The 25,160-nt window shown below is 66.7% G+C and carries 20 protein-coding genes; 13 read left to right on the plus strand and 7 right to left on the minus strand.

Annotated elements, in window-relative coordinates; genetic code table 11:
* Positions 1-103: 103 nt before the first annotated feature.
* The 6 genes from hrcA (at position 104) to EDF74_RS04790 (ending at position 7,362) form a co-directional block, all read left to right on the plus strand.
* Entirely contained in the window at positions 104-1,171 is a 1,068-nt protein-coding gene (hrcA, locus tag EDF74_RS04765) for a heat-inducible transcriptional repressor HrcA (protein WP_088433152.1), read from the plus strand.
* 82 nt (positions 1,172-1,253) lie between these two features.
* Complete coding sequence (gene grpE / locus EDF74_RS04770; protein WP_123729009.1) at positions 1,254-1,769, plus strand: nucleotide exchange factor GrpE; 516 nt, start codon at positions 1,254-1,256, stop codon at positions 1,767-1,769.
* A 175-nt stretch (positions 1,770-1,944) separates the two neighbouring features.
* Positions 1,945-3,873 (plus strand): molecular chaperone DnaK, encoded by a 1,929-nt coding sequence (gene dnaK / locus EDF74_RS04775; protein ID WP_123729010.1) that lies wholly within the window; start codon positions 1,945-1,947, stop codon positions 3,871-3,873.
* A 164-nt stretch (positions 3,874-4,037) separates the two neighbouring features.
* Positions 4,038-5,174, plus strand: a complete 1,137-nt coding sequence (gene dnaJ / locus EDF74_RS04780; RefSeq protein WP_121042065.1) for a molecular chaperone DnaJ — start codon at positions 4,038-4,040, stop codon at positions 5,172-5,174.
* Between the two features lie 170 nt (positions 5,175-5,344).
* A complete protein-coding gene (gene pdxY / locus EDF74_RS04785; protein ID WP_123729011.1) occupies positions 5,345-6,253 on the plus strand; it encodes a pyridoxal kinase in 909 nt (302 codons plus the stop codon).
* Positions 6,250-7,362, plus strand: a complete 1,113-nt coding sequence (locus EDF74_RS04790) for a prephenate dehydrogenase (RefSeq protein WP_123729012.1) — start codon at positions 6,250-6,252, stop codon at positions 7,360-7,362. Before pdxY ends, EDF74_RS04790 begins: the two co-directional genes overlap by 4 nt.
* 147 nt (positions 7,363-7,509) lie before the next feature.
* Here EDF74_RS04790 and EDF74_RS04795 read toward each other — a convergent pair whose 3' ends face one another.
* The 5 genes from EDF74_RS04795 to EDF74_RS04815 form a co-directional block, all read right to left on the minus strand.
* Complete coding sequence (locus EDF74_RS04795; protein ID WP_123729013.1) at positions 7,510-7,704, minus strand: hypothetical protein; 195 nt, start codon at positions 7,702-7,704, stop codon at positions 7,510-7,512.
* A 67-nt stretch (positions 7,705-7,771) separates the two neighbouring features.
* Positions 7,772-9,538 carry an ABC transporter transmembrane domain-containing protein gene (locus EDF74_RS04800; protein ID WP_123729014.1) on the minus strand — a complete coding sequence of 589 codons (1,767 nt, stop codon included), beginning with the start codon at positions 9,536-9,538 and terminating at the stop codon, positions 7,772-7,774.
* Positions 9,531-10,139, minus strand: a complete 609-nt coding sequence (locus EDF74_RS04805; RefSeq protein WP_123729015.1) for an IMPACT family protein — start codon at positions 10,137-10,139, stop codon at positions 9,531-9,533. Before EDF74_RS04805 ends, EDF74_RS04800 begins: the two co-directional genes overlap by 8 nt.
* A 44-nt stretch (positions 10,140-10,183) precedes the next feature.
* Positions 10,184-11,170, minus strand: coding sequence for a hypothetical protein (locus tag EDF74_RS04810; protein WP_123729016.1), 987 nt, complete (start codon positions 11,168-11,170; stop codon positions 10,184-10,186).
* Positions 11,167-11,721 (minus strand): RNA polymerase sigma factor, encoded by a 555-nt coding sequence (locus tag EDF74_RS04815; protein ID WP_123729712.1) that lies wholly within the window; start codon positions 11,719-11,721, stop codon positions 11,167-11,169. The genes EDF74_RS04810 and EDF74_RS04815 overlap by 4 nt, the downstream gene beginning before the upstream one ends.
* A gap of 203 nt (positions 11,722-11,924) precedes the next feature.
* Between EDF74_RS04815 and EDF74_RS04820 the strand changes: the two genes are divergently transcribed.
* Positions 11,925-14,804, plus strand: coding sequence for a bifunctional diguanylate cyclase/phosphodiesterase (locus EDF74_RS04820; protein ID WP_123729017.1), 2,880 nt, complete (start codon positions 11,925-11,927; stop codon positions 14,802-14,804).
* A 21-nt stretch (positions 14,805-14,825) separates the two neighbouring features.
* Here the strand turns inward: EDF74_RS04820 and EDF74_RS04825 are convergent, their stop codons facing one another.
* On the minus strand, positions 14,826-15,419 hold the full coding sequence (locus EDF74_RS04825) for a TIGR00730 family Rossman fold protein (RefSeq protein WP_123729018.1): 594 nt from the start codon (positions 15,417-15,419) through the stop codon (positions 14,826-14,828).
* Between the two features lie 212 nt (positions 15,420-15,631).
* On the minus strand, positions 15,632-17,128 hold the full coding sequence (locus EDF74_RS04830; protein ID WP_123729019.1) for an aminotransferase class III-fold pyridoxal phosphate-dependent enzyme: 1,497 nt from the start codon (positions 17,126-17,128) through the stop codon (positions 15,632-15,634).
* 212 nt (positions 17,129-17,340) lie between these two features.
* Here EDF74_RS04830 and queA point away from each other — a divergent pair, with 212 nt between their 5' ends.
* The 6 genes from queA to fabV all read left to right on the plus strand — a co-directional run bounded on the left by queA (position 17,341) and on the right by fabV (position 25,069).
* Positions 17,341-18,408 carry a tRNA preQ1(34) S-adenosylmethionine ribosyltransferase-isomerase QueA gene (queA, locus tag EDF74_RS04835; protein ID WP_311316907.1) on the plus strand — a complete coding sequence of 356 codons (1,068 nt, stop codon included), beginning with the start codon at positions 17,341-17,343 and terminating at the stop codon, positions 18,406-18,408.
* 66 nt (positions 18,409-18,474) lie between these two features.
* Positions 18,475-19,605: a tRNA guanosine(34) transglycosylase Tgt gene (gene tgt, locus EDF74_RS04840; protein WP_123729020.1), complete on the plus strand. Its 1,131-nt coding sequence runs from the start codon at positions 18,475-18,477 to the stop codon at positions 19,603-19,605.
* Between the two features lie 154 nt (positions 19,606-19,759).
* Entirely contained in the window at positions 19,760-20,104 is a 345-nt protein-coding gene (yajC, locus tag EDF74_RS04845; RefSeq protein WP_019183141.1) for a preprotein translocase subunit YajC, read from the plus strand.
* Between the two features lie 58 nt (positions 20,105-20,162).
* Entirely contained in the window at positions 20,163-22,016 is a 1,854-nt protein-coding gene (gene secD, locus EDF74_RS04850; RefSeq protein WP_123729021.1) for a protein translocase subunit SecD, read from the plus strand.
* A gap of 19 nt (positions 22,017-22,035) precedes the next feature.
* A complete protein-coding gene (secF, locus tag EDF74_RS04855) occupies positions 22,036-23,010 on the plus strand; it encodes a protein translocase subunit SecF (protein WP_121042091.1) in 975 nt (324 codons plus the stop codon).
* Positions 23,011-23,809: 799 nt separating this feature from the next.
* Positions 23,810-25,069, plus strand: coding sequence for an enoyl-ACP reductase FabV (gene fabV, locus EDF74_RS04860; protein WP_123729022.1), 1,260 nt, complete (start codon positions 23,810-23,812; stop codon positions 25,067-25,069).
* Positions 25,070-25,160: the final 91 nt, after the last annotated feature.

Below are 25,160 nucleotides of genomic sequence, written 5' to 3' on the forward strand. Positions count from 1 at the left end.
CGTCTCCAAGCCGCGCACGCTAGCATGGGCGGGGGGCGTCTCCAATGACTTGCCAACGCCCCGTGCAGCCATTATCTAAGTGGGCGTCTCACAGGCTGATTCCATGCATCCTTCCGCGTCCCATCTCGCCCCACGCGCCCGCCATCTGCTGCGGACGCTGATCGCGCGTCACATCCAGGATGGCGAACCGGTCGGCTCGCAGACGCTTGCCCGGCATGCCGGCCTGGACGTCAGCCCGGCCACGATCCGCAACATCCTGGGCGACCTGGAGGACCTGGGGCTGCTCAGCTCGCCCCATACCTCCGCCGGCCGGGTGCCGACCGCGCACGGCTACCGGGTGTTCGTGGACAGCCTGGTCAAGATGCAGCCGCCGGGCGAGGGCGAGCTCAGCCGCCTGCGCACCGAGCTGGCCACCGGCACTGGCACCCAGGCCCTGCTCGGCAGTGCCTCGGAGCTGCTCTCGGCGATGAGCCATTTCGTCGGGGTGGTCAGCGCCCCGCGCCGGGAGCAGTTCGCGTTCCGGCATATCGATTTCGTGGCACTGGACGCGCGCCGGGTGCTGGCGATCCTGGTGTTCGCCGACAACGAGGTGCAGAACCGGGTGATCGAGCCTCGCCGCGGGTTCAATCCCGGGGAGCTGGAGCAGGTCGCCAACTACCTCAATGCGAATTGCGCCGGTCGGCCGCTGGCCGAGATCCGGGCCCGCCTGCTGCTGGAGCTGCGCGATGCGCAGTCGGAAATGGAGCAGTTGCTGGCGCACAGCATCGAGCTGGCCGAGCAGGCGATGGTGCCGCCGGCCGATGACATGGTGCTGGCCGGGCAGACCCGCCTGATGGGCGTGCAGGATCTCTCAGACCTGGAGCGCCTGCGCGAGCTGTTCGACGTGTTCGCCAGCAAGCGCGAGATCCTGCAGCTGCTCGAGCGCACCATCCAGGCCCCGGGGGTGCGCATCTTCATCGGCGAGGAGACCGGGGTGATGCCGCTGGAAAGCGTCTCGCTGGTCACCGCCCCGTACTCGGCCGACGGCCAGGTGCTGGGCGTGCTGGGGGTCATCGGCCCCAAGCGGATGGCCTACGACCGCATGATCCCGCTGGTGGAGGCCACCGCCCAGGTGCTGGGGGCCGCGCTGGGCTCGCCCGCTGGCGGCGGATTGTCCCGCGATCGCGCATAAAGCGGCCCTGGACTCTTGAATCCCGTAGCCGCGCCCACATAGGGGTGGGTGGAGGCGGAGAGTCACCGCCAAGGATCCGGAAATGAACCAAGATCAGCCCGATATCGCATCCCAGAATCCCGCCGGCGAGCCGGCCGCTGAGCCGTCCCTGCAGCAGCAGCTGGACAGCCTGCACAACGAGGTGGCCCTGCTGCGTTCGGAGTCGCTGCGCGAACGCGCCGACCTGGACAACCAGCGCAAGCGCGTTGCCCGCGACGTGGAACAGGCGCGCCGCTTCGCCAACGAGAAGCTGCTCGGCGAACTGCTGCCGGTGTTCGACAGCCTCGACGCCGGCCTCAATGCCGCCGGCAGCGAGCCGAGCCCGCTGCGCGAAGGGCTCGAACTGACCTACAAGCAGCTGCTCAAGGTCGCCGCCGACAATGGCCTGACCCTGCTGGACCCGACCGGCCAGACCTTCAACCCTGACCACCACCAGGCCATCAGCCAGGTCGACGCGCCCGGTGCGGCGCCCGGCAGCGTGGTCCAGGTGTTCCAGAAGGGCTACCTGCTCAACGACCGCCTGCTGCGGCCGGCGCTGGTCGTGGTCGCCCGCGACTGATCCACAGGTCGGTCCGCCGGGCCAGGTCCGGCGGCTCGGCCGGACGCTGAACGCGTTGGGTCGCCATCGAACACTGTGTTTGATGGACGGCTTGAAAGTGTCCGCAGCGTCCCACACATCCCATTCATAACCCGGCAGCTGCCGGATGTACCCAGAACTTTCAGGAGTCTCCCTCATGGGCAAGATCATTGGTATCGACCTCGGCACCACCAACTCGTGTGTGGCGATCATGGACGGCGGCAAGGCCCGCGTCATCGAAAACGCGGAAGGCGATCGCACCACGCCGTCCATCGTCGCCTACACCAAGGACGGCGAAGTCCTGGTCGGCGCCTCGGCCAAGCGCCAGGCCGTGACCAACCCGAAGAACACCTTCTACGCTGTCAAGCGCCTGATCGGCCGCAAGTTCACCGACGCTGAAGTCCAGAAGGACATCGCGCACGTGCCCTACGGCATCCTGGCCCATGACAACGGCGACGCCTGGGTCCAGACCAGCGACGGCAAGAAGATGGCCCCGCAGGAAATCTCCGCCCGCGTGCTGGAGAAGATGAAGAAGACCGCCGAAGCGTTCCTGGGTGAGACCGTCACCGAGGCCGTGATCACCGTGCCGGCCTACTTCAACGACAGCCAGCGCCAGGCCACCAAGGACGCCGGCCGCATCGCCGGTCTGGAAGTCAAGCGCATCATCAACGAGCCGACCGCTGCTGCCCTTGCCTATGGCCTGGACAAGGGTGACGGCCGTGACCGCAAGATCGTTGTGTACGATCTGGGCGGCGGCACCTTCGACGTCTCGATCATCGAGATCGCCAACGTCGACGGTGAGAAGCAGTTCGAAGTGCTGGCCACCAACGGTGACACCTTCCTGGGCGGCGAAGATTTCGACAACCGCGTCATCGAATACCTCGTCGACGAGTTCAACAAGGACCAGGGCATCGACCTGCGCAAGGATCCGCTTGCCCTGCAGCGCCTGAAGGATGCCGCCGAGCGCGCCAAGATCGAGCTGTCCACCAGCCAGCAGACCGAAGTGAACCTGCCGTACGTCACCGCTGACGCGTCGGGCCCGAAGCACCTGAACATCAAGCTGACCCGCGCCAAGCTGGAAGCGCTGGTGGAAGACCTGATCAAGAAGTCGATCGAGCCGTGCCGCATCGCGCTGAACGATGCCGGCCTGCGTTCGAGCGACATCGGTGAAGTGATCCTGGTCGGCGGCCAGACCCGCATGCCGAAGGTGCAGCAGGCCGTGACCGAGTTCTTCGGCAAGGAACCGCGCAAGGACGTCAACCCGGACGAAGCCGTGGCACTGGGTGCTGCGATCCAGGGCGGCGTGCTGGGCGGCGACGTCAAGGACGTGCTGCTGCTGGACGTGACCCCGCTGTCGCTGGGCATCGAGACCCTGGGTGGCGTGTTCACCAAGATCATCGAGAAGAACACCACCATCCCGACCAAGGCCTCGCAGGTGTTCTCCACCGCCGAGGACAACCAGTCGGCCGTGACCGTGCACGTGCTGCAGGGTGAGCGCGAGCAGGCCCGCTTCAACAAGTCGCTGGCCAAGTTCGACCTCTCCGGCATCGAGCCGTCGCCGCGCGGCCTGCCGCAGGTGGAAGTGTCCTTCGACATCGACGCCAACGGCATCCTGCACGTGTCGGCCAAGGACAAGAAGACCAACAAGGAACAGAAGGTCGAGATCAAGGCCGGTTCGGGTCTGTCCGAGGACGAGATCGCACGCATGGTCGCCGACGCGGAAGCCAACCGCGAAGAAGACAAGAAGTTCCATGAACTGGTCCAGGCCCGCAACCAGGCTGACGCGCTGATCCACGGTACCCGTACCGCGATCACCGAGCACGGCAGCAAGGTCGGTGGCGACGTGATCGGCAAGGTGGAGTCGGCCCTGGCCGATCTGGAAACCGCGATGAAGAGCGACGACAAGGCACAGATCGAAGCCAAGTCGAAGGTGCTGGAAGAAGCCGGCCAGGCACTGTTCGCGGCCTCCGCGGCAGCCGAGCAGGGCGGCGCGGCACCGGGCCCGGATGCCGGTGGCAACAGCGGCGCGCACGACGATGTGGTCGACGCCGAGTTCACCGAAGTCAAGGACGACAAGAAGTCCTGATCCGGGCACGACACGGGACGTTGCGCAGGCAACGTCCCGTTGTCATATCCCCCTTCTGGTCCTGACAGCCGTATCCCGGCCTGTCGGGGCGCCCGGCGAAAGAGCGGACCTGGTGCCGCTCTTCCGCTTTGACGAATCCCGACTTCCGGAACCCGATTCAAGTTATGAGCAAGCGCGATTACTACGAAGTGCTGAGCGTGTCCCGCACCGCCAGCGATGAAGAACTGAAGAAGGCCTATCGCCGTTGCGCGATGAAGTTCCATCCGGACCGCAATCCGGGTGACAACGAGGCCGAGGCCGCCTTCAAGGAATGCAAGGAAGCCTACGAAACCCTGTCCGATGGCAATAAGCGCCGGATGTACGATGCGCACGGCCACGCGGCGTTCGAGCACGGCATGGGCGGCGGTGGCGGTGGTCCGGGTGGCCCGGACATGGGCGATATCTTCGGTGACATCTTCGGCAACATCTTCGGCGGTGGCGCCGGTGGTGGTGGTCCGCGCCAGGCCCGTCGGGGTGCCGATATCGGGTACGTGATGGAGCTGGACCTGGAAGAAGCGGTGATGGGCGTGGAGCGCCGCATCGAGATTCCGAGTCTGGTCGAGTGTGATGACTGCAATGCCAGCGGCTCGGAAGATGGCAAGGTCGAGACCTGCTCGGTCTGCCGTGGCCAGGGCCAGGTGCGCATCCAGCGCGGCATCTTCGCGATGCAGCAGGCTTGCCACCACTGCAACGGCCGTGGCCAGATCATCCAGAACCCCTGCAAGACCTGTCACGGCAATGGCCGTGTCGAGGAAGACAAAGTGTTGTCGGTCAAGGTGCCTGCGGGCGTCGACACCGGCGACCGCATCCGTCTGTCCGGTGAAGGCGAGGCCGGTCCGGCCGGCACCCCGGCAGGCGATCTGTACGTGGAAGTGCGGGTGCGCGAGCACGCCATCTTCCAGCGCGACGGCGACGACCTGCACTGCGAAGTGCCGATCCGCATCTCGCAGGCCGCCCTGGGCGATACCGTCCGTGTGGCAACGCTGGGCGGCTACGCCGAGATCCGCATCCCGGCCGAGACCCAGACCGGCAAGCTGTTCCGCATGCGGGGCAAGGGCGTGCGTTCGGTGCGCAGCCGCAGCGAAGGCGACCTGTACTGCCGCGTGGTGGTGGAGACCCCGGTCAACCTCACCCCGGAGCAGCGCAAGCTGCTGGAACAGTTCGAAACCACCTTCACCGGTGAGGAAGCGCGCAAGCATTCGCCGAAGTCGGCGACCTTCATCGATGGCGTGAAGGGCTTTTGGGATCGGATGACGTCGTAAGCGTCACGGGTTCCTGTGAACTACCGAAGGCCCCCTGGCGACAGGGGGCCTTTTTTGTACGCGGACGGCGGTGTAGAGCCACCCCATGGGTGGCTGCGCGGGGTCCTCGGTGGATCGACAGCCACCCATGGGGTGGCTCTACCGGGCGGCACCGGGCGTAAAATGTCGGCATGAACGAATCCCTCGAAAGCCACCTGGTCCACGGCCGCCGCCAGCGCCCGGACGGTCCGTCGCCGGTCGACGTCATCTCGGTCCAGTCGCAGCTGGTGTACGGCTATGCCGGCAACAGCGCGGCCGTGCCGCCGCTGCGCGCGCTGGGCGTGCGCGTGGCCGAAATCCCGACCACGCTGCTCAGCAACGCGCCGTTCTACGAGACCACGCGCGGCCGCGTGCTGCCTTCGGACTGGTTTGCTGACCTGCTGCTCGGCGCCGGTGAGCGCGGCCTGCCACAGCGGGCACGGATGCTGGTGTCCGGCTACTTCGGCAGCGTCGGCAACGGTGCGGCCTTCGCCGACTGGCTCGATGCGGTGCTGCCGTCCTCGCCGCAGCTGCGCTACTGCCTGGACCCGGTCATTGGCGACACCCACACCGGCCCTTATGTCGAGCCGGGCCTGGAAAACGTCTTCGCCGAACGTCTGCTGCCGCATGCCTGGCTGGTCACGCCGAATGCCTTTGAACTCGGCCGCCTGACCGGGATGCCGAGCCTGGCCCAGGACGATGCGATCGCCGCCTCGCAGGCGCTGCTGGCGCGTGGGCCGGAGTGGGTGCTGGCGCACAGCGTCGGCGGCGATCCAGGCCAGCTGGTCACGCTCGCGGTGAGCCGCGACGCGATCTGGCGCTGGTCCTCGCCGCATCTGCCGGTGGACGTGGCCGGCACCGGCGATGTGCTGATGTCGTTGCTGGTCGCCTTCCTGCTGCGCGGGGAAACCTTCGAACAGGCGATCTCGCGTGCCATCGCCGGCGTGCACGTCGCGCTGGAGACCACGCTGGCCAACGGCCACGAAGAGTTCGATGTACTGGCCGCGGCGCCGGCAGCGTTGGCGTTGCCGGATCGTTTCGTCGCCGAGCGCCTGGCGTGAGTCTGAAACCGGTGGTCGGCATCGTCGGCAGCGACGGTGCCTACGGGCGCTGGCTGCGCCGGTTCCTGGAACAACGCCTTGGGCTGGACGTGATCGGCCATGACCCGGCCGACGCATCGTCGGACAATCCGGAAACGCTGCTTGATCGCGCCGAGGTGTTGATCTTCTCGGCACCGATCCGGCACACGCCCGCGCTGATCGCCGAGTACGTGGCCCGCTCGGCCGGTCGTGAAGCCGGTCGCCTGTGGCTGGATGTCACCTCGGTGAAATCGGCCCCGGTGGAGGCGATGCTCGCCTCGCAGGCGGACGTAGTGGGTCTGCATCCGATGACGGCTCCGCCCAAGGCACCCACGCTGAAGGGCAGGGTGATGGTGGTCTGCGAGGCGCGCCTGTCGCGGTGGCAGCCGTTCGTGCAGCAGCTGTGCGAGGCACTGGAAGCGGAGTGCGTACGCGCCACGCCCGAGCACCATGACCAGGTCATGGCGCTGGTGCAGGCGATGGTGCATGCCACGCATCTGGCCCAGGCGGGTGTGCTGCGCGAGTACGCGCCGATCCTCGGTGCCCTGCCGGCGTTGATGCCGTATCGCTCGGCCTCGTTCGAGCTGGATACCGCGATCATCGCGCGCATCCTCTCGCTCAATCCGGCGATCTACGAAGACATCCAGTTCGGCAACCCGCACGTGGCACCGATGCTGGACCGGCTGCTGGCTCAGTTGCAGCAGCTGCGATCGCAGCTGGAGCAGGGCGATGACGCGGCGCGCGCGGCGTTCCGTCAGCAGTTGCTGCTGGACAATCGCGACAGCCTGGGAGCGGAGGTGCTGGCCGACGGAAATTACACCTTCGAGCGGGTCGGCTACCTGCTGGCCGATCTCACCGAACGCAACGCGATCAGTGTGCACCTGCCCGAAGACCGGCCCGGCTCGTTGCGCGAGTTGCTGCATGTGTTCGAACGGCACCGGGTCAGCCTGGCCTCGATCCATTCTTCGCGGACGCCGGCCGGTGAGGTGCACTTCCGGGTGGGCTTCGTGGCGGGCAGCGATGCCCTCGCGCTGCAGGCGGCGGCCATCGAGATCGATGCCTCCGGTATCGGCCGCGTGCTGGTCCGCTGACACGGTGCGCTGCAGCATTCATCCACAGGGGGTGTGGATGATCTGCGCACAAACATGTGGATAAGTGCGTACGCGCCTTGCGGTAAAAGGCTGTCAAGATGCTTGGTCAAAAATTGACCAACATCCGCGTAACTTTTTTTCAACGCGTCAGGTGACGAGGGTCAGCTCGCCGCCCGCCGTGCGGAACTCGCGGCCGTCGCGGATCAGATGGCGGCCATCGGCCAGCTCGTAACGCGCGCTCTGGCCGGTGCCTGCAGCAGCATCGGCCTGCTCATCTTTGAACTCGATGATCACGTAATCGTCGCCGTTGGCGTCGGTGGCGGGGAACTGTCGGAACGACATGAAACACCTCCTGCAGCGCATCCAGTGAGGGCTGCAGGATGCGATGGCCGGTGTTACCGGCCCGTCATCAATCGATGAATTGCAGACGCGCCAGCTCGGCGTAGAGACCGCCCTCGGCCAGCAGCTCGGCATGCGTGCCTTGGGCGACGATGCGGCCGTGGTCCATGACCACGATGCGGTCAGCCTTGAGCACGGTCGCCAGGCGGTGCGCGATCACCAGCGTGGTGCGGCCGGCCATCAATCGCTCCAGCGCCTGCTGCACCGCGCGCTCGCTTTGTGCATCCAGTGCACTGGTGGCTTCATCGAGCAGCAGGATCGGCGCGTTCTTGAGCAGGGCGCGCGCGATCGCGATGCGCTGCTGCTGGCCGCCTGACAGGCGCGCGCCGCGCTCGCCCAGCTCGCTGGCATAGCCCTCGGGCAGGGCCTGCAGGAATTCATCGGCCTCGGCGGCTTCGGCCGCGCGCTGCACCTCCTCATCGGTCGCCTCCAGGCGGCCGTAGCGGATGTTCTCGAACGCACTGCTGGCGAACAGGGTCGGCTGCTGCGGCACCAGCGCCAGCTGTTCGCGCAGCTGCGCCGGATCGACTTCGCGCAGGTCCACGCCATCGACCAGGATGCGGCCGGCCGCCGGATCGTGGAAACGCAGCAGCATCGACAGGATGGTGCTCTTGCCGGCGCCGGAGGGGCCGACCAGCGCGACCGTTTCACCCGGGCGCACGAGCAGGTCCACATGATCCAGCGCGGCGGTATCCGGGCGCTGCGGGTAGTGGAACACCACGTCCTCGAAACGGATTTCGCCGCGCAGTGGCTGCGGCAACGGGGTGGGATGGGCCGGGGCGGTGATCTCCACGTCTTCCTGCAGCAGCTCGGCAATGCGGCCCATGCCGCCCGAGGCACGCTGCAGTTCGTTCCAGACCTCGGCCAGCGCACCGACCGAACCGCCACCGATCAGCGCGTACAGGACGAACTGGCCCAGCGTACCGGCGCTCATGTTGCCGTCGATCACCTCGTGCGCGCCCAGCCACAGCACGCCGACGATGGCGCCGAACACCAGCACGATGGCGCTGGCGGTGACGATCGACTGGGCGCGGATGCGGCGGCGTGCGGCACCGATCGCATCGCCCAGCGCGGCATTGAAGCGGCCGCGCTCATACGGTTCGCGGGCGTGGGCCTGCACGGTGCGTACCGCGCCCAGGGTTTCCGAGGCCAGGCTGTTGGCATCGGCGATGCGGTCCTGGCTGGCGCGCGCGATGTTGCGCAGGCGGCGGGCGCCGATGATGATCGGCAGCACCGCCAGCGGAATGCCGACCAGCGACCACGCCGCCAGGTGCGGGCTGGTCACGAACAGCATCACCAGGCTGCCGACCACGGTGACGCTGCTGCGCAAGGCCACCGACATGGTCGAGCCGATCACGCTACGCAGCAGTTCGCTGTCGGCGGTCAGGCGCGAGACCAGCTCGCCGCTGCGGCTGCGGTCGTGGAAGCCGGCACCCAGCGTGATCAGGTGGGCATACAGGCGGCTGCGCAGATCGGCGACCACCTTTTCGCCCAGCAGCGAGACAAAGAAGAAGCGCGCGGCGGTGGCCAAGGCCAGCACCACTGCGACCAGGAACAGCAGCGCGAACGCCTTGTTGATCTGGCCGCCACTGGTGAAGCCGTGGTCGATCATCTGGCGCACCGCGACCGGCAGGCTCAGGGTGGCCACCGAGGACACCGCCAAGGCCACCAGCCAGGCGCTGAACAGCCCGACGTGCCGGCGCACGAATGGCCACAAGGTGTTCAAGCTGCCCAATCGGCGCATCGGCGTGTCGTTCGGAACGGGTGCGTCAGTCATTCGATGGGCCTGGTTCGATGCGGGATTCAATACGGACACGATCACGAGTGGCGTCGCGGAGGCGGTTTTTCAACGGTTCGACCTGATCGGCCGGCAAGCGCAGGTGCAGGTTCACGCCGTCGGCGGTGAATGCTTCGTCCACTTTCTCGGCCAGATGGGCGCCCAGGGCGGCATGCAGCGGGCCCAGATCCTCGAAGCCGGCCTGCACGTCCAGCTCGGCCATGGCGATCAGGGGCAGCCGCGGGGCTACCCGCAGGCACTCGGCGGCGGTGCCGCCATAAGCACGGACCAGGCCGCCGGCACCGAGCTTGATGCCGCCGTACCAGCGTGTCACCACGACCATCACGCGATCGAAGCCCTGGCCATCAATGGCGGCCAGGATCGGGCGCCCGGCGGTGCCGGACGGCTCGCCGTCGTCGCTGGAGCGGTACTCGTTGCCGTAGCGGTAGGCCCAGCAGTTGTGGGTGGCATCGGCGACGGCGACCTGCTGCAGGAAGTCCAACGCCGCGGCTGCATGCTGGATCGGCGCGGCATGGGCGATGAAGCGGCTGTGCTTGATCTCCAGGCTGTGGCTGACGGGGGTGGCGAGCGTATCGGGCATTCCCATCATTCTAGTGGGGATGCCTGATCACCGTACGCGCCGCATCAGTTCTCGAGCAGCTGGCGGAGATCGCGCGGGATGCGCACTTCCGGGTATTGCTGCAGGTAACGCTCCAGGCTGGCGCGTGCGGTATCCACATCGCCGGCATCGCGTCGCTCGCGGATGCGCTTGAGCCATTGCTTGCGCGGCAGGCTGGCGTCGGCAGCGACCGCCTGATGCAACGCGCGCACGGCGTCGTCTGCCGAGGTGGGGGCCCCCATCGGCGCGGCGGCGCGCCGCATCACGCCGGGGGCGCTGGGCGCAGGCTTGACCGGCGCGGCGCTTTTGAGCGCCCCACGCGGTGCTGCGCGGTCGATCGTGGAGCCGGTCACCACCACGCTGTCCAGCGCCGGTTCGTTCGTCTGCAGGGCAGCGGCCGATGCCGCCTCCGGTGCCGGGGCGGACATCATCGGCGCCGGTGCTGGCGGCGGTGCTGGTGCTGGTGCGGAAGCATGCGGCGCGGGTGCGGCGATCACTTCCGGGCGGGGCGGGGCGACCGCTTGCGCACGCTCGGGCGCAGGCGTCGAGGTTGGCGCAGTGGCGGCCGCTGTGTCGTTCGCAATGCGCTCTTGCTGGACCACGGGCGGTGCAGCGACCGGGGCCGGTGGCGGTGCGGCGTCCAGTGCCGGCGCAGCCTCCATCCTTGCCGTGCTCGATGGGGCGGCGCCCGGTACGGGTGCGGCAACCGGTTCGGCCAGCGGCGGCGCGGGCGGCTCTTCAGGCTTGAGCTGCCAGGCGATGCCGACCGCGAAGATCACCGAGGCGGCGAGGCCAAACACCGCCGGCAGACGCGAACGCTTGCGCGTTGCCCGCACCGGCGCAGCCGGCGGCAGCTTCCAGGTCGCCGCGTCGGCGGCCGGTGCTTCCACGGCCGTTCGCGCGGCCGCGAGCACGGCCGCGTCGATCGCCGGTGCGGGACCGGTCGCGCTCGGCCGACCCAGCAGCCGAGCCAGTTCGCGTTCTTCCGGGGTCAGCGAATCCGGGCGGTTCATCCGCTCAACCCCGCACGTAGTTTGTCCATGGCATAGCGCAGTCGCGATTTGACCGTCTCACGGCCGACGCCGGTGATCTCGGCGATCTCCTCCAGGCTCAGTTCCTGTTCCAGGCGCAGCTGCAGGACCTCGCGCTGCTCCGGCGGCAGCTGTTCCATCGCCAACTGCAGCTGGCGGCGTTGCTCGAAGTCGGACAGTTGGGTTTCCGGCGTCCGCGCATCGGCGATCGCCGCCACACGCTCATCGGCGTCGATCGGGGCCGACGGCCGGTGCCGTGCGGCGCGCCAATGGTCATTGAGACGGTTGTGGGCGATCCGGAACAGCCAGGTGGTGAAAGCAGCTTCGGGCTGCCAGCCGGCACGGGCGGCAATCACGCGTTGCCAGACATCCTGGAACATCTCATCGGCCAGCGCACCATCGCGCAGCTGGCGCAGCAGGAAGCTGTACAGGCGGCTGCGGTGCCGGCCGTACAGCGCCTCGAACGCACGCAGGTCGCCACCGGCCCAGGCCAGCATCAGTGCTTCATCGGTCGGCAGGGCAAGGGCGTCCACGCCGCACAGAGTAAGCGCTGCGGGGGTGTTCGCATAGTCGATGGGCAGCCGGGCGAGGTTGCTGGGGGGCATGGGGATGGCCTGGGAGACAACAGGAACAACGTCCATTGGCAGCCGATGGGGTTGATGCGCTTCCATTTCCCCCCGGTCGGCGCGTTATGCTCGCAGGCAGGGGAGGTGCCGGGCAGCCGGCACCCGTAGGGATGAGCAACGTGTCCAGTCAGATGGTGACCTCTGCAGTGCAACGCGATGGTGATGCGGTGATCCCTGCCGCCGTCGCCAGGGCGTTGTGCGCCCTGCTGCCGGGTGGCGCCGTGGTCGCGCTGGCCTGGTCGGATCCGGTCCTGGGCGAGGGCACCCAATGCCATCCGGACGGGGATTCCCACGGCGCGGACCCGCCCCCGGCACGCCGGCATGAGGCCGCTGCCGGGATGGCCTCGCAGCAATCCTGGACGCATATCGGCGCCGAGTTGACGCTGAGCGTGGCACTGCCCTGCGGCAACGCGCCTGCCGACAGCTGGTGGACGGCCGCGCGCAGTCTGTTCCAGGGCGAGTTGTCACTGGCCCGACAGCGCCGCGAGATCGCCTCGCTGGAGGAATCCAAACGCCTGCAGCAGGCCTTGTATGAAATCGCCGATCTGGCCGGTGCGGATCTGGAAATGGCCGAGATGCTTCGACATTTCCATCGCGTGCTCAATTCCCTGATGTACGCGCAGAACTGTTTCATCGTCGAGTACGACGATATCCGGCATCGGGTGCGGTTCCTCTACTTCGCCGACCAGAAGGACGACTTCGTCGCCGATCCGGACCGCAGTTACGAAGAACACGAAATGCCGCGCAGCCTGACCTTCGCGCTGCTGCGGCATGGCGAGCCGTTGAGCGGTCCATCCAGTGAGCTGCTGGCGGAAATGGAGGGTGAGCAGGGGCAGCGCGGGCCGGAAAGCCTGGACTGGCTGGGCGTGCCGATGCTCCGCGACGGCCGTGTCTGCGGTGCGATCGTGGTGCAGAGCTATGAGCACCGCGCGCGCTATGGCGAGGCCGATCGCACGTTGCTGGGCTATGTCGCCCAGCACATCCTCACTGCGATGGACCGGCGCCAGGCGCAGGTCCAGCTGGAGCGTCAGGTAGAAAGGCGCACGCTGGAGCTGCAGCGCGCCAATCGCAACCTGCAGGACGAAGTGGTCGAACGTCGCCGTGCCGAAAAGCTGCAGATGGCCCTGTTCAACATCGCCGAGCTGGCGATGAGCGCCGAGTCGCTGTCGCAGTACTACGGTCAGGTGCATGGCGTGGTCGGCACGCTGCTGGACGCCCGCAATTTCTATATCGCGCTGGTCAACGAGAACGGCGATGGGCTGGAGTTCGTCTACTCCGTGGACGAATACAACCCCTCGCGCGCGCCACGTCCGTTCAGCGAGGGGCTGACCGAATTCATCGTGCGCAACCGCCAGCCGCTGCTTGCCAATCGTGAGCGCATCGATGCGCTGCGCGACAGTGGTGTTGTCCGCGAGTTTGGCGCGCGTTCGCAGTGCTGGCTCGGCGTGCCGCTGCTGAGCGATGACGATGTGGTGGGCGTGATCGTGGTGCAGAGCTACTCCCCGGAAGTGGTGTTCACTGCACACGACCAGCGCCTGCTGACCTTCGTCGCGCAGAACATCGGCAACGGCCTGGCGCGCCAGCGTGACCAGGAGCAGCTGCGCAACGCGCATGCCGACCTGGAAAAACGCGTGGACGAACGTACCCGCGAGCTGGCCGACGTCAACGACAAGCTGCTGGGCCAGATCGGCGAGCGCCTGCGGGCGGAGCAGCGCCTGACCCACCAGGCCATGCACGATGCGCTGACCGGGCTGCCCAACCGGCTGCACCTGCTGGATCGGCTGGAAGATGCGATCGCGCGCGCGCGTGGCAGCGAGGGTCACGGTTTCGCGGTGCTGTTCCTGGATCTGGATCGCTTCAAGCTGGTCAACGACAGCATCGGGCATGCCGCTGGCGATCAGATGCTGGTCGAGGTGGCCAAGCGCATCGTGTCGATGATGTCCGCGCAGGACGTGGTCGCGCGGCTGGGCGGTGATGAGTTCGCGATCCTGCTCCAGTGTGGCGATGGCCTGGCGTCGGCGCTGGAGTTCTCGCAACGCATGCTGGTCGCACTGGAAGAATCGATGTGGGTGAAGGGGCGCGAACTGTTCCCGTCCGGCAGCCTGGGTATCGCGATGTGGAACCCGCGCTACCGCAACGGCGAAGAGCTGGTACGCGATGCGGATGCGGCCATGTACCGCGCCAAGGCGCAGGGCAATGACCGCTGCGCCGTGTTCGATGAGGCCATGCGCGAGCAGGCAATGCGCAGCCTGGATCTGGAGGCGGACCTGCGCCGGGCCATCATCAACCGGGATTTCGTGCCGTACTACCAGCCGATCATGCGGCTCAGCGACGGTGAGCTGGTCGGCCACGAGGCGCTGCTGCGCTGGCAGCACGAACGCCGCGGGCTGCTGCTGCCGAGTGCGTTTCTCGATCTGGGCGAAGAGAGTGGCCTGATCGAGCAAGTGGACTGGCTGCTGTACGAGCAGGTCATCACCCAGTTGGCCCGTGGCGGCCGCGGCTACCTCTCGGTCAATGTGTCGCCACGGCACTTCCGCTCGGCCGATTTCAGCACGCGGCTGTTCGGTCTGATCGAGGCGGCCGGTGCCGACCCGCACCGGTTGCGGCTGGAGATCACCGAGGTGGCGTTGCTGGACGATGGTCCACGCACGCTGCGTATCCTGCAGACGCTGCGCGAGCGCGGCGTGCTGGTGCAGCTGGATGATTTCGGCACGGGCTTCTCGGCGTTGTCCTACCTGCACCGGTTCCCGATTTCGACGTTGAAGATCGACCAGTCCTTCATCGCCGGTCTGCACGGCCAGGACATGCAGAGCACGCACGCGCTGGTACAGGGCGTGCTGTCGCTGGCGCGCACCCTGGGCATCGAAACGATAGGCGAGGGCATCGAGACCCAGGCCCAGCACGACACGCTGCTGCAGCTAGGCTGCGATTACGGCCAGGGCTACCTGCTCGGCCGGCCAGCGCCGATGGACACTGCCGCAGCGGTCTGAACCGCTACGGCAGCGGGTGGATCAGCGCAGCGCGTTGGCGCGCTTTTCGTCGATCCACTTGGAGGCCTGCGCCGGCTCGTAGGCGCGCATCCAGGCCAGCATCTCGTCGATGTCCGAGCCGTACCACAGGTCCGCGCGCTGGGCCGGGTGCAGGAAACGCTCTTCGACCATGCGGTCGATCATGCCGATCAGCGGGGCGTAGAAGCCGTCCACATCCAGGAACGCGCACGGCTTGTTGCCGATGCCCAGCTGGCGCCAGGTCAGCATCTCGAAGATCTCTTCCATGGTGCCGAAGCCGCCGGGCAGGGCGACGAATGCATCGGAGAGATCAAACATGCGCGACTTGCGCTCGTGCATCGAACCAACGATTTCCAGCTCGGTCAGGCCGCGGTGGGCGACTTCCCAGTCCGCCAGCTGCTGCGGGATCACGCCGGTCACTTCACCGCCACCTTCAAGCACGGCATTGGCCACGGTGCCCATCAGGCCGACGTTGCCGCCGCCGTAGACCAGGCGCAGGCCGTCGCGGGCGATGCGGTCACCCAGCGCGATGGCGCGCTCGGTGTAGACCGGCTTGCTGCCGGGGTTGGAACCACAGTAAACGCAAATCGACTTCATTGGATCTTCCTGTTGTCCGAATCTGTAGCGACCGGAAACGAAAAAGCCCCGCCGATGACCGGTGCGCTGGTCTCGTGACGGGGTGTCGTTCCGCAGGTGCGGTAGCGGATTATCGCGCGTTTCGGGCGCGGGGGCCAATCGGCCAGCGGTGACGGCAACCGACCCGTGGTCGGCTACCTCCGTGCGGGCTAACACCCGCACGGAATCCGGACTCAGGCCGCCTGCGACTGCTCCCGGCGCGGGCCTTCCTTCAGGGCGCGGCCGACCAGGCCGACCAGCAGGTCCAGCTCTTCGCCGTCCATCCCGAAGTGCGGGGTGAAGCGCAGCGAATTCTCACCGCCATGGATCACATTGATGCCGTGGTTGCGCAGCCACTCTTCGGTGGAGCCGGTGCCGTAGCACTTGAACTGCGGGGCCAGCTCGCAGGAGAACAGCAGGCCGGTGCCCTGGACCTTGGTGATCAGGCCGCCCAGCTCGGTCTTCAGCTGTTCCAGCTTGCGCACGGCTTCCTCGCCGCGCACGCGGATGTTCTCGCGTACCTGCGGGGTCAACAGCGAGAGCGTGGCGCAGGCCACGTCCAGCGCCCGCGGGTTGGAGGTCATGGTGTTGCCGTAGATGCCCTTGCGATACAGCTGCGCGGCGTGCTCGGTCACGGCCAGCACCGAGAGCGGGAACTGGGCCGCGTTGAGCGCCTTGGAATAGGTCTCCATGTCCGGCACGTCCAGGCCTTCAAAGCCCGGGTAATCCACGATCGAGAGCACGCCGTGCGCGCGCAGGCCCGCCTGGATCGAGTCCAGCAGCAGCAGGCTGCCGTGCTGGCGGGTCAGTTCGCGGGCCAGCGCATAGAACGCGGGCGGCACCGAGCGGCCCGGGTCGCCTTCGCCCATCACCGGCTCCAGGAACACCGCTTCGATGAACCAGTGGTTCTGCTCGGCCTCGGCGAACACCCGCTTGAGCGCGTCTTCGTCATACGGGGCGATCGCGATGACCGTGTCCTCGCCGCGGTAGCTGGCAAGGTGCTGCATGTAGGTCTTGCGGCTGGAATCGGAATACAGGCCCGGGCGATCGGTGCGGCCGTGGAAACTGCCCTTCACCACCACGCGCTTGATCTTCGCCCCGGCATGGCGCGCGCCCGGATCGGTCTGCAGCTTGGCGTTGACGTCGGCGATGCGGGCGGCCAGGCCCACGGCTTCCGAACCAGAATTCAGGCACATGAAGTGGCTGTACGGACAGCCGCCACGACGGTGGCCGATTTCCCTGCGCAACGCCTGGATGAAGCGCTGCTGGGAGAGGCTGGGGGTCATCACATTGGCCATGACCTGTGGCGCGGCCATCGCCGCCATCACCGCCTCGGGGGTATGCCCGAAGCCGAGCATGCCGTAGCCGCCGGCGTCGTACAGCACCGCACCCTTCAAGGTGACCACCCACGCGCCACGGGCGGCGAGGGCGACGTACGGGGTGACCGCATCATCGGCATAGAAATTGACGAAACCGTCCTGCATCGCCTCGATCTGGGCGCGTTCGTCCAGGGCCAGCAGATCGCCCAGATCGGCGCGCACGCGGTCGAACTCCGCAGCGGCAGCATCAATGGCGGCGACCAGGGCGGGATGACCCGCAGCCAGGCGTTCAAGGGTGGCGTCATCCAGGCCGGTGGTCAGGCGGGTGCCGGGCTGGGCGCGAAGGGGGGCGAGGCGTTCGATGAAGCTCATTGCAGATCTCCTGAAACGATTGGCGGCACGGCGGAAAAGCAAAACGCGCGTCTATTCGCGCGCGCTTCGGGCATTCCTGCTCGTGCATCAGACTTCCGGTTCGATGCTAGCACGCGGTTTTTCGCGCGATAACCCCGCAAAACGCTGTTGCATAGCAGCATTTTGCGCGACGTTTGCCGAATCCTGCGTTGCCACCGAGGGCCAGTCGTACAATGGCCGACATTGCCTACACGTTGCCGTGCGCTGCCTTGAAGAAGTCCGATTTCAACTACGAACTCCCGCCTGAACTGATTGCCCAGGCGCCCCTTGCCGAACGCTCGGCCAGCCGCCTGATGGTGGTGCCGCCGGCGCCGGCCGCCTTCGAGCACCGTCAGGTGCGCGACCTGCCTGATCTGCTGCGCGCAGGCGACCTGCTGGTGTTCAACGACACCCGGGTGATTCCGGCCCGTCTGTTCGGCCAGAAGGCCAGCGGCGGCCGTGTCGAGATCCTGATCGAGCGCCTGCTCGGTGGTCAGCAGGCCCGCGCGCAGGTCGGCGCGAGCAAATCGCCCAAGCCGGGCAGCTGCATCGCGCTCGACGCGGGTGGCGAGGCCGAGGTGCTGGGCCGCGACGGCGAGTTCTATGTGTTGCAGTTCCACGTGCCCGAGGCCCTGGAGCAATGGCTGCTGCATGCCGGCCGGCTGCCGCTGCCGCCCTACATCCAGCGCGAGCCGGGCGTGGACGACCGCGAGCGCTACCAGACCGTGTTTGCGCGCGAGATCGGCGCGGTGGCCGCCCCGACCGCCGGCCTGCACTTCGATGAGGCCCTGCTGGCCACGTTGAAGGACAGGGGCGTGGACTTCGGCCACGTGACACTGCATGTGGGCGCGGGCACCTTCCAGCCGGTCCGCGTGGACGATCTGAAAGAACACGTGATGCACCGCGAATGGCTGAACGTCGGCGCCGAGCTGGTCCAGCAGGTGCGCCGCACCCGGGCTGCCGGCGGACGGGTGATCGGCGTCGGGACCACCGTGGTGCGTGCACTGGAAAGCGCCATGCGCGAGGGCGAACTGCTGCCGTATGCCGGGGAAACCCAGATCTTCATCACCCCGGGCTACCGGATCCGCAGCGTGGACGCGATGGTCACCAACTTCCATCTGCCGGAAAGCACGCTGCTGATGATGATCTCCGCGTTTGCCGGCCAGGCCCGGGTGTTCGAGGCCTACCAGGCCGCGATCGCGGAGAAGTACCGCTTCTTCAGCTATGGCGATGCGATGCTGCTGTTCCCGCAGGGGGAATGACGGCAGCGGGGCAGGCGCGGCCGTTTTCGGCGACAATGGCAGACTATCTGCCCGAATGACCGCTCCATGTCCCGACTCCAGTTCCAGCTCCAGACCACCGACGGTCGCGCCCGCCGCGGCCGCCTGACCTTCCCGCGCGGGACCGTGGAAACCCCGGCTTTCATGCCGGTGGGCACCTATGGCTCGGTGAAGGGCATCCTGCCGGAGCAGATCCGCGCGCTGGGTGCGGAAATCATCCTGGGCAACACCTTCCATCTTTACCTGCGCCCGGGCCTGGACGTGATCGCCGACCACGGCGGCCTGCATGGCTTCGCCCGCTGGAACGGCCCGATCCTGACCGACTCCGGCGGCTTCCAGGTGTTCTCGCTGGCCCACCGCCGCAAGATCACCGAGCAGGGGGTGACCTTCTCCTCGCCGACCGACGGCGCCCGCGTGTTCCTGGGCCCGGAAGAGAGCATGCGCATCCAGAAGGTGCTCGATTCGGACGTGGTGATGATCTTCGACGAGTGCACCCCGTACCCGGCCACCGAGCCGGTCGCGCGCACCTCGATGGAACTGAGCCTGCGCTGGGCGCAGCGCAGCCGCAACGCGCACGATGAACTGGGCAACGACGCGGCGCTGTTCGGCATCGTCCAGGGCGGCGTCCATCACGACCTGCGCAGCCGCTCGGCCGAGGGCCTGCAGCAGATCGGCTTCGACGGCTACGCCATCGGCGGCCTGGCCGTGGGCGAGCCCGAGCACGAACGCAACGCCATGCTCGACCACATGCACCCGATCCTGCCGGCCGATCGCCCGCGCTATCTGATGGGCGTCGGGCGACCGGAAGACTTGGTCGAAGGCGTCGCCCGCGGCGTGGACATGTTCGATTGCGTGATGCCGACCCGGAATGCCCGCAACGGCCACTATTTCACCTCGTTCGGCACGGTGCGCATCCGCAACGCCCGCTACGAGCGCGACATGGACACCATCGAGCCGGGCTGCGGCTGCCATGCCTGCACCAGCGGCTACACGCGCTCCTACCTGCGCCATCTGGACCGCTGCAACGAGATGCTGGCACCGATGCTGGGCACCATCCACAACCTCTATTACTACGAGAAGTTGATGGCCGACATGCGTGCCGCGATCGCGGCGGGAACCTTTACCGCCTTCCGCGAGTCTTTCTACGCGGCTCGTGGAGCGGTCACGCCTGCGCTGTAAAGTGACCCCCGCCGGCCGATCCGGCGCGCCGACCCTGCCAAACGGCCCAAGGACGAACTCCCGGGGCCATGGCATACTTCGAGGCTGACCCCCGTTTCGCGGCGACTCCCTGACCCTTCAAGGGGCTGGGCGCCTCCCAACCCAAGGACACACTATGAACCTGCTCGCCTTCCTCATTCCCACCGCCAACGCCCAGGCCGCCGGTGGCCAGCCGCAGGGCATGGGTCTGACCACCCTGCTGTTCCCGATCATCCTGATCGCGATCATGTACTTCCTGATGATCCGCCCGCAGATGAAGCGCCAGAAGGAACACAAGGCCATGCTGGAGAAGGTCAAGCGCGGTGACGAAGTGCTGACCAACGGCGGCATCGCCGGCGTGGTCACCGACATCGGCGACAACTTCATCACCATCGAAGTGGCCGAGAACGTGCGCATCCGCGTGCAGAAGGGCGCCGTGGGCAATGTGCTGCCGACCGGCACGCTGAAGTCGGCCAACTGATCCACTCCCTTTCCGTTCAACCGCGGTGCCGGGACGGGCACCGCGCGGGACCCAAGCAATGCTCGAATTTCCACGCTGGAAGTATTTCCTCATCCTGATCGTGCTGGCGGTCAGTGCGCTGTACGCACTGCCCAACATCTACCAGAAGGACCCTGCCGTGCAGATCACCGCCAACCGTGGCGGGCAGATCGACGACGCCCTGCGCGACCGCGTGCTGGGTGACCTCAAGCAGGCCGGCGTGGAGCCGTTGTCGGTGGCCAAGGAAGGCGACAGCCTGATCGTGCGCCTGCCGACGCTGCAGGCGCAGACCGCCGCCAACGACGCCCTGCGCGACGAGATGGGCGAGGACTACGTGGTTGCCCTGAACCTGGCCTCCACCGTGCCGGAGTGGCTGAGCGACCTCGGCGCCAAGCCGATGGTGCTGGGCCTGGATCTGCAGGGCGGCGTGCACTTCGTGCTGCAGGTCGACCAGAAAGCCGCACTGGACAAGCGTCTGGATGCCTACGCCGAAGACGTGCGGACCAGCCTGCGCGATGCCCGCATTGCCTACCAGTCGGTCGAACGCCGTGGCGACAACACCATCGTGGCGAGCATCAGCCCGTCCGCCGGTGCCGATGCTGCCGCGCGTGCCCGCGAAGTGATGGTCAAGGCGCAGCCGACGCTGGGCTACGAGGTGGCGGGCAACCGCATCACTGTGAGCATGCCGGAGACCGAACTGACCGCGATCGCCAACGGCGCCATCGAGCAGAACGTCAACACGCTGCGCAACCGTGTCAACCAGCTCGGTGTTTCCGAGCCGATCATCCAGCGTCAGGGTGCCGACCGTGTGGTCGTGCAGCTGCCGGGTGTGCAGGACACCGCCGAAGCCAAGCGCATGATCGGTGCCACCGCGACGCTGGAATACCGCGCCGTGGTCGAGGGCAATGCCCAGGACGCGATCACCAGTGGCCGCATTCCGCCGGAGGCCAAGGTCTACCAGCGCCGCGATGCAGGTGGCCCGATCCTGCTCAACAAGCGCGTGATCGTGACCGGTGACCAGATGGTCGCCGCACAGGCCACCACCGACCAGAACGGCGCCGCGGCGGTGAGCGTGACGCTGAACAATGTCGGCGGCCAGCGCATGTTTGATTTCACCAGCGCCAACGTCAACAAGCCGATGGCGGTGGTCTACACCGAGCGCATCCCGACCGTGAACGTGGTCGATGGCAAGGAAGTGCGCAGCTTCCGCGTCAAGGAAGAAGTGATCTCGGTCGCCAATATCAACGGCGTGTTCGGCAAGAACTTCCAGACCACCGGCCTTGAGAAGACCGAGGCGGAAAATCTGGCCAAGCTGCTGAAATCCGGTTCGCTGGCTGCACCGATGGACTTCGTTGAAGAACGCATCGTCGGCCCCAGCCTGGGTGCGGAGAACGTCGAGCGCGGCGTGACCGCGGTCGGCTTCGCGTTCCTGTTCACCCTGATCTTCTTCACCGTGTACTACCGGATGTTCGGCGTGATCACCTCGGTGGCCATGCTGTTCAACCTGCTGATCGTGGTGGCGGTGATGTCGCTGTTCAGTGCGACGATGACGCTGCCCGGCTTTGCCGGTCTGGCGTTGTCGATCGGCCTGTCGGTCGACGCCAACGTGCTGATCAACGAACGTATCCGTGAAGAGCTGCGGGCCGGCATGCCGCCCAAGACGGCCATCGTGGCCGGTTACGAGAAGGCTTCCGGGACCATCCTGGACGCCAACCTCACCGGCATTCTGGCGGGTGTGGCGTTGTATGCGTTCGGTACCGGTCCGTTGAAGGGCTTCGCCGTGACGATGATCGTCGGCATCCTGGCCTCCATGTTCACTGCAATCACCGTCTCGCGTGCCCTTGCCGTGCTGCTTTACAGCCGCCGCAAGAAGCTCAAGACCCTGGCCATCTGACGGGAAGCGAATAGAAACCATGAAACTTTTCCCGTTGCATCTGATCCCGAACGACACCAAGTTCGACTTCATGCGCACCCGCTGGGTGGCCATCGGTCTGGCGGCGCTGGTGTTCATTGCCGCCATCGGCTGCATTGCCTTCAAGGGCTTCAACTACGCGCTGGACTTCACCGGCGGCACCGTGGTCGAAGTCCGCTTCGACAAGCCCGCTGACGTCGATGCCGTGCGCGAGCACCTGGAAGGCGCCGGTTATGCCGGTGCCCAGGTGCAGAGCTTCGGCAGCGGCAGCAACCTGCTGATCCGTCTGCAGCCGCAGGAGATGGCCGAAGGCGAGAACGCCGGTGAGGCCAACAACCGCACCGCCGAAGCCGTGCAGAAGGCGATCTCGATGGAGGGCAACCAGGCCGCCATCGTGGGTGCCGAGTTCGTCGGCCCGCAGGTGGGTAAAGAGCTGGCGCTGAACGGCCTGTACGCGGCGCTGTTCGTGCTGATCGGCTTCCTGATCTACATCGGTTTCCGCTTCGAGTGGAAGTTCGCGATGGTGGCGATCATCACCACGCTGTTCGACGTGCTGGTGGTGGCGGGTTACTTCTCGCTGAGTGGCCGTGAGTTCGATCTGACCGTGCTGGCCGGCCTGCTGTCGGTGATGGGCTTCTCGATCAACGACACCATCGTGGTGTTCGACCGTGTCCGTGAGAACTTCCGCAGCCTGCGTGTGGAGCCGCTGGAAGTGATGAACCGGTCGATCAACCAGACGCTGTCGCGCACGATCATCACCTCGCTGGTGTTCTTCCTGTCGGTGCTGGCACTGTATCTGTACGGCGGTGGTTCGCTGGAAGGGCTGGCGCTGAGCCAGATGATCGGTGCGGTGATCGGTACGCTGTCGTCGATCTTCATTGCCTGCCCGCTGCTGACGATGGGTGCGCTGGCGGTGACCAAGCAGGATCTGCTGCCGAAGGCGAAGGACGTGGAGGCGTTGGAGCGCCGTCCGTAAGGTTTCTGGTGGTATGAAACATCTGAGAGGCCGCGCATTGCGCGGCCTTTCTTTTTGTTTGGGGCCAGAGCCAGAGCCAGGGCCAGGGCCAGGGCCAGAGCCAGAGCCAGGGCGGCGCCTTGGGTGCTCACTGTTGGAGGGCGACGGATAGCGCTGTGCTGGACCCGCCGTAAACCCATCCCTGGGGGCTCGTGAGCGCCATCCATGGCGCTCCAACGGTCCTGCACAGCGCTATCCGTCACCCTCCAGACGGGCTGCTGGATGGCGGTCGGTAGGGCAGAGCGAAGCAAGGCAACGCAAGGCACAGCAAGGCACAGCAAGGCACAGCAAGGCACAGCAAAACAACGCAACCCGCGCTGGCGTGGATCTACGGGGTGCAAGAATCGGTCTTGGCATTGGTGACTCTCTGCACGCGCGATCCTGGTTCGGCGACAGTCGGCCAATCTCCAAGAGTCAGCATCCAATGCACTCGTCACAGCGTCAGGTGTGGCAGGTAGAGCCACGCCATGCGTGGCTGCTCTCCCGTCCGCAGCGACCCTGTGTCGGGCAGGGGCCGGTGAGGGCAGGGCGGGACCGACACCCGCATGGATGCGGGTGTCGAGCCTCCACGGACGGATTCACGGCGCGTCCGGTCCTGCCCTCACCGGTCCCAGGCCACAAGGAACATACACCCCCGTCGGTTGTACTAAGCAGCGCTGCGCACTACGATCCCTTGCGTTCCGCGCAGCCGCTCCGGTGGCGCGCGACCTCCCTTTTCAACGCGCCGGTCCGCCCTGCGCCAGTCCCCCTCGAGGTTTACATGGTCATCAAACCGCGTGTGCGCGGCTTCATCTGCGTCACCACCCATCCCGTCGGCTGCGATGCGGCCGTCAAGCAGCAGATCGATTACATCCAGTCCAAGCCGAAGATCACCCACGGCCCGAAGAAGGTGCTGGTGCTCGGCGCCTCCACCGGCTACGGGCTGGCCGCGCGCATCACCGCTGCCTTCGGCAGCGATGCCGCCACGCTGGGTGTGTTCTTCGAGCGCCCGGGCACCGAGACCAAGCCCGGCACCGCCGGCTGGTACAACACTGCCGCGTTCCACAAGTACGCCGAGCAGGCCGGCCTGTACGCCAAGAGCGTCAATGGCGATGCGTTCTCCGATGAGGTCAAGGCCAAGGTGATCGAGCTGATCAAGCAGGACCTCGGCCAGGTCGACCAGGTGGTGTACAGCCTGGCCGCACCGCGCCGCAAGCATCCCAAGACCGGTGAAGTGATCAGCTCCACGCTCAAGCCGATCGGTGCGCCGATCACGCTGCGCGGCCTGGATACCGACAAGGAAGTGATCACCGAGACCACGATCGAGCCGGCCAGCCCGGAAGAGATCGCCGGCACCGTCGCCGTGATGGGTGGCGAAGACTGGCAGATGTGGATCGATGCGCTGCTCGAGGCCGGTGTGCTGGCCGAGGGCGCGACCACCACGGCCTTCACTTACGTGGGTGAGGAAATCACCCAGGCGATCTACTGGAACGGCTCCATCGGCGCGGCGAAGAAGGATCTGGACGAGAAGGTCGTCGGTCTGCGCCAGAAGCTGGCCCCGATCGGTGGCGATGCGCGCGTGTCGGTGCTCAAGGCGGTGGTCACCCAGGCCAGCTCGGCGATCCCGACCATGCCGCTGTACCTGTCGCTGTTGTTCAAGGTGATGAAAGCCAAGGGCACGCACGAAGGCTGCATCGAGCAGCTCGATACGCTGTACGACATCCTCTACGGCGGCAAGGATGCGGGCACCGCAACCGAGCGCCTGCGCCACGATCTGGTCACCGATGGCGGCCGCAAGGTCGAGCTGATCGATGACGCCGGCCGCCTGCGCGCGGACTACAAGGAAATGGCACCGGAGGTGCAGGGCGAGGTGGTCGCGCTGTGGCCACAGGTGACCAACGAGAACCTGTACGAGATCAGCGATCTGGCCGGCTACAAGGCCGATTTCCTGCGTCTGTTCGGGTTTGGCGTGGAGGGCGTGGATTACGACGCCGATGTCGCCACCGACGTGAAGATTCCGAACCTGGTCGAGATGGCCTGATCGAAAGGAGGGATGCCGACCAACGGTCGGCATTTACTGGTGTGGCGCGTCCGTTGGTGCTTGGGCGGCGCGCCCCCTGATGCGGGGGAGG

The sequence above is a fragment of the Stenotrophomonas rhizophila genome, assembly GCF_003751305.1.
Lineage (GTDB): Bacteria > Pseudomonadota > Gammaproteobacteria > Xanthomonadales > Xanthomonadaceae > Stenotrophomonas > Stenotrophomonas rhizophila_B.

Coding starts and splice junctions, on each gene's coding strand:
- EDF74_RS04800 (WP_123729014.1), bottom strand. CDS start 9,538: ATGACTGACGCACCCGTTCCGAACGACACGCCGATGCGCCGATTGGGC.
- tgt (WP_123729020.1), top strand. CDS start 18,475: ATGTCCCGACTCCAGTTCCAGCTCCAGACCACCGACGGTCGCGCCCGC.
- secD (WP_123729021.1), top strand. CDS start 20,163: ATGCTCGAATTTCCACGCTGGAAGTATTTCCTCATCCTGATCGTGCTG.
- yajC (WP_019183141.1), top strand. CDS start 19,760: ATGAACCTGCTCGCCTTCCTCATTCCCACCGCCAACGCCCAGGCCGCC.
- EDF74_RS04825 (WP_123729018.1), bottom strand. CDS start 15,419: ATGAAGTCGATTTGCGTTTACTGTGGTTCCAACCCCGGCAGCAAGCCG.
- pdxY (WP_123729011.1), top strand. CDS start 5,345: ATGAACGAATCCCTCGAAAGCCACCTGGTCCACGGCCGCCGCCAGCGC.
- fabV (WP_123729022.1), top strand. CDS start 23,810: ATGGTCATCAAACCGCGTGTGCGCGGCTTCATCTGCGTCACCACCCAT.
- EDF74_RS04830 (WP_123729019.1), bottom strand. CDS start 17,128: ATGAGCTTCATCGAACGCCTCGCCCCCCTTCGCGCCCAGCCCGGCACC.
- dnaK (WP_123729010.1), top strand. CDS start 1,945: ATGGGCAAGATCATTGGTATCGACCTCGGCACCACCAACTCGTGTGTG.
- queA (WP_311316907.1), top strand. CDS start 17,341: ATGGCCGACATTGCCTACACGTTGCCGTGCGCTGCCTTGAAGAAGTCC.
- EDF74_RS04820 (WP_123729017.1), top strand. CDS start 11,925: ATGAGCAACGTGTCCAGTCAGATGGTGACCTCTGCAGTGCAACGCGAT.
- hrcA (WP_088433152.1), top strand. CDS start 104: ATGCATCCTTCCGCGTCCCATCTCGCCCCACGCGCCCGCCATCTGCTG.
- dnaJ (WP_121042065.1), top strand. CDS start 4,038: ATGAGCAAGCGCGATTACTACGAAGTGCTGAGCGTGTCCCGCACCGCC.
- EDF74_RS04805 (WP_123729015.1), bottom strand. CDS start 10,139: ATGCCCGATACGCTCGCCACCCCCGTCAGCCACAGCCTGGAGATCAAG.
- EDF74_RS04795 (WP_123729013.1), bottom strand. CDS start 7,704: ATGTCGTTCCGACAGTTCCCCGCCACCGACGCCAACGGCGACGATTAC.
- EDF74_RS04810 (WP_123729016.1), bottom strand. CDS start 11,170: ATGAACCGCCCGGATTCGCTGACCCCGGAAGAACGCGAACTGGCTCGG.
- secF (WP_121042091.1), top strand. CDS start 22,036: ATGAAACTTTTCCCGTTGCATCTGATCCCGAACGACACCAAGTTCGAC.
- grpE (WP_123729009.1), top strand. CDS start 1,254: ATGAACCAAGATCAGCCCGATATCGCATCCCAGAATCCCGCCGGCGAG.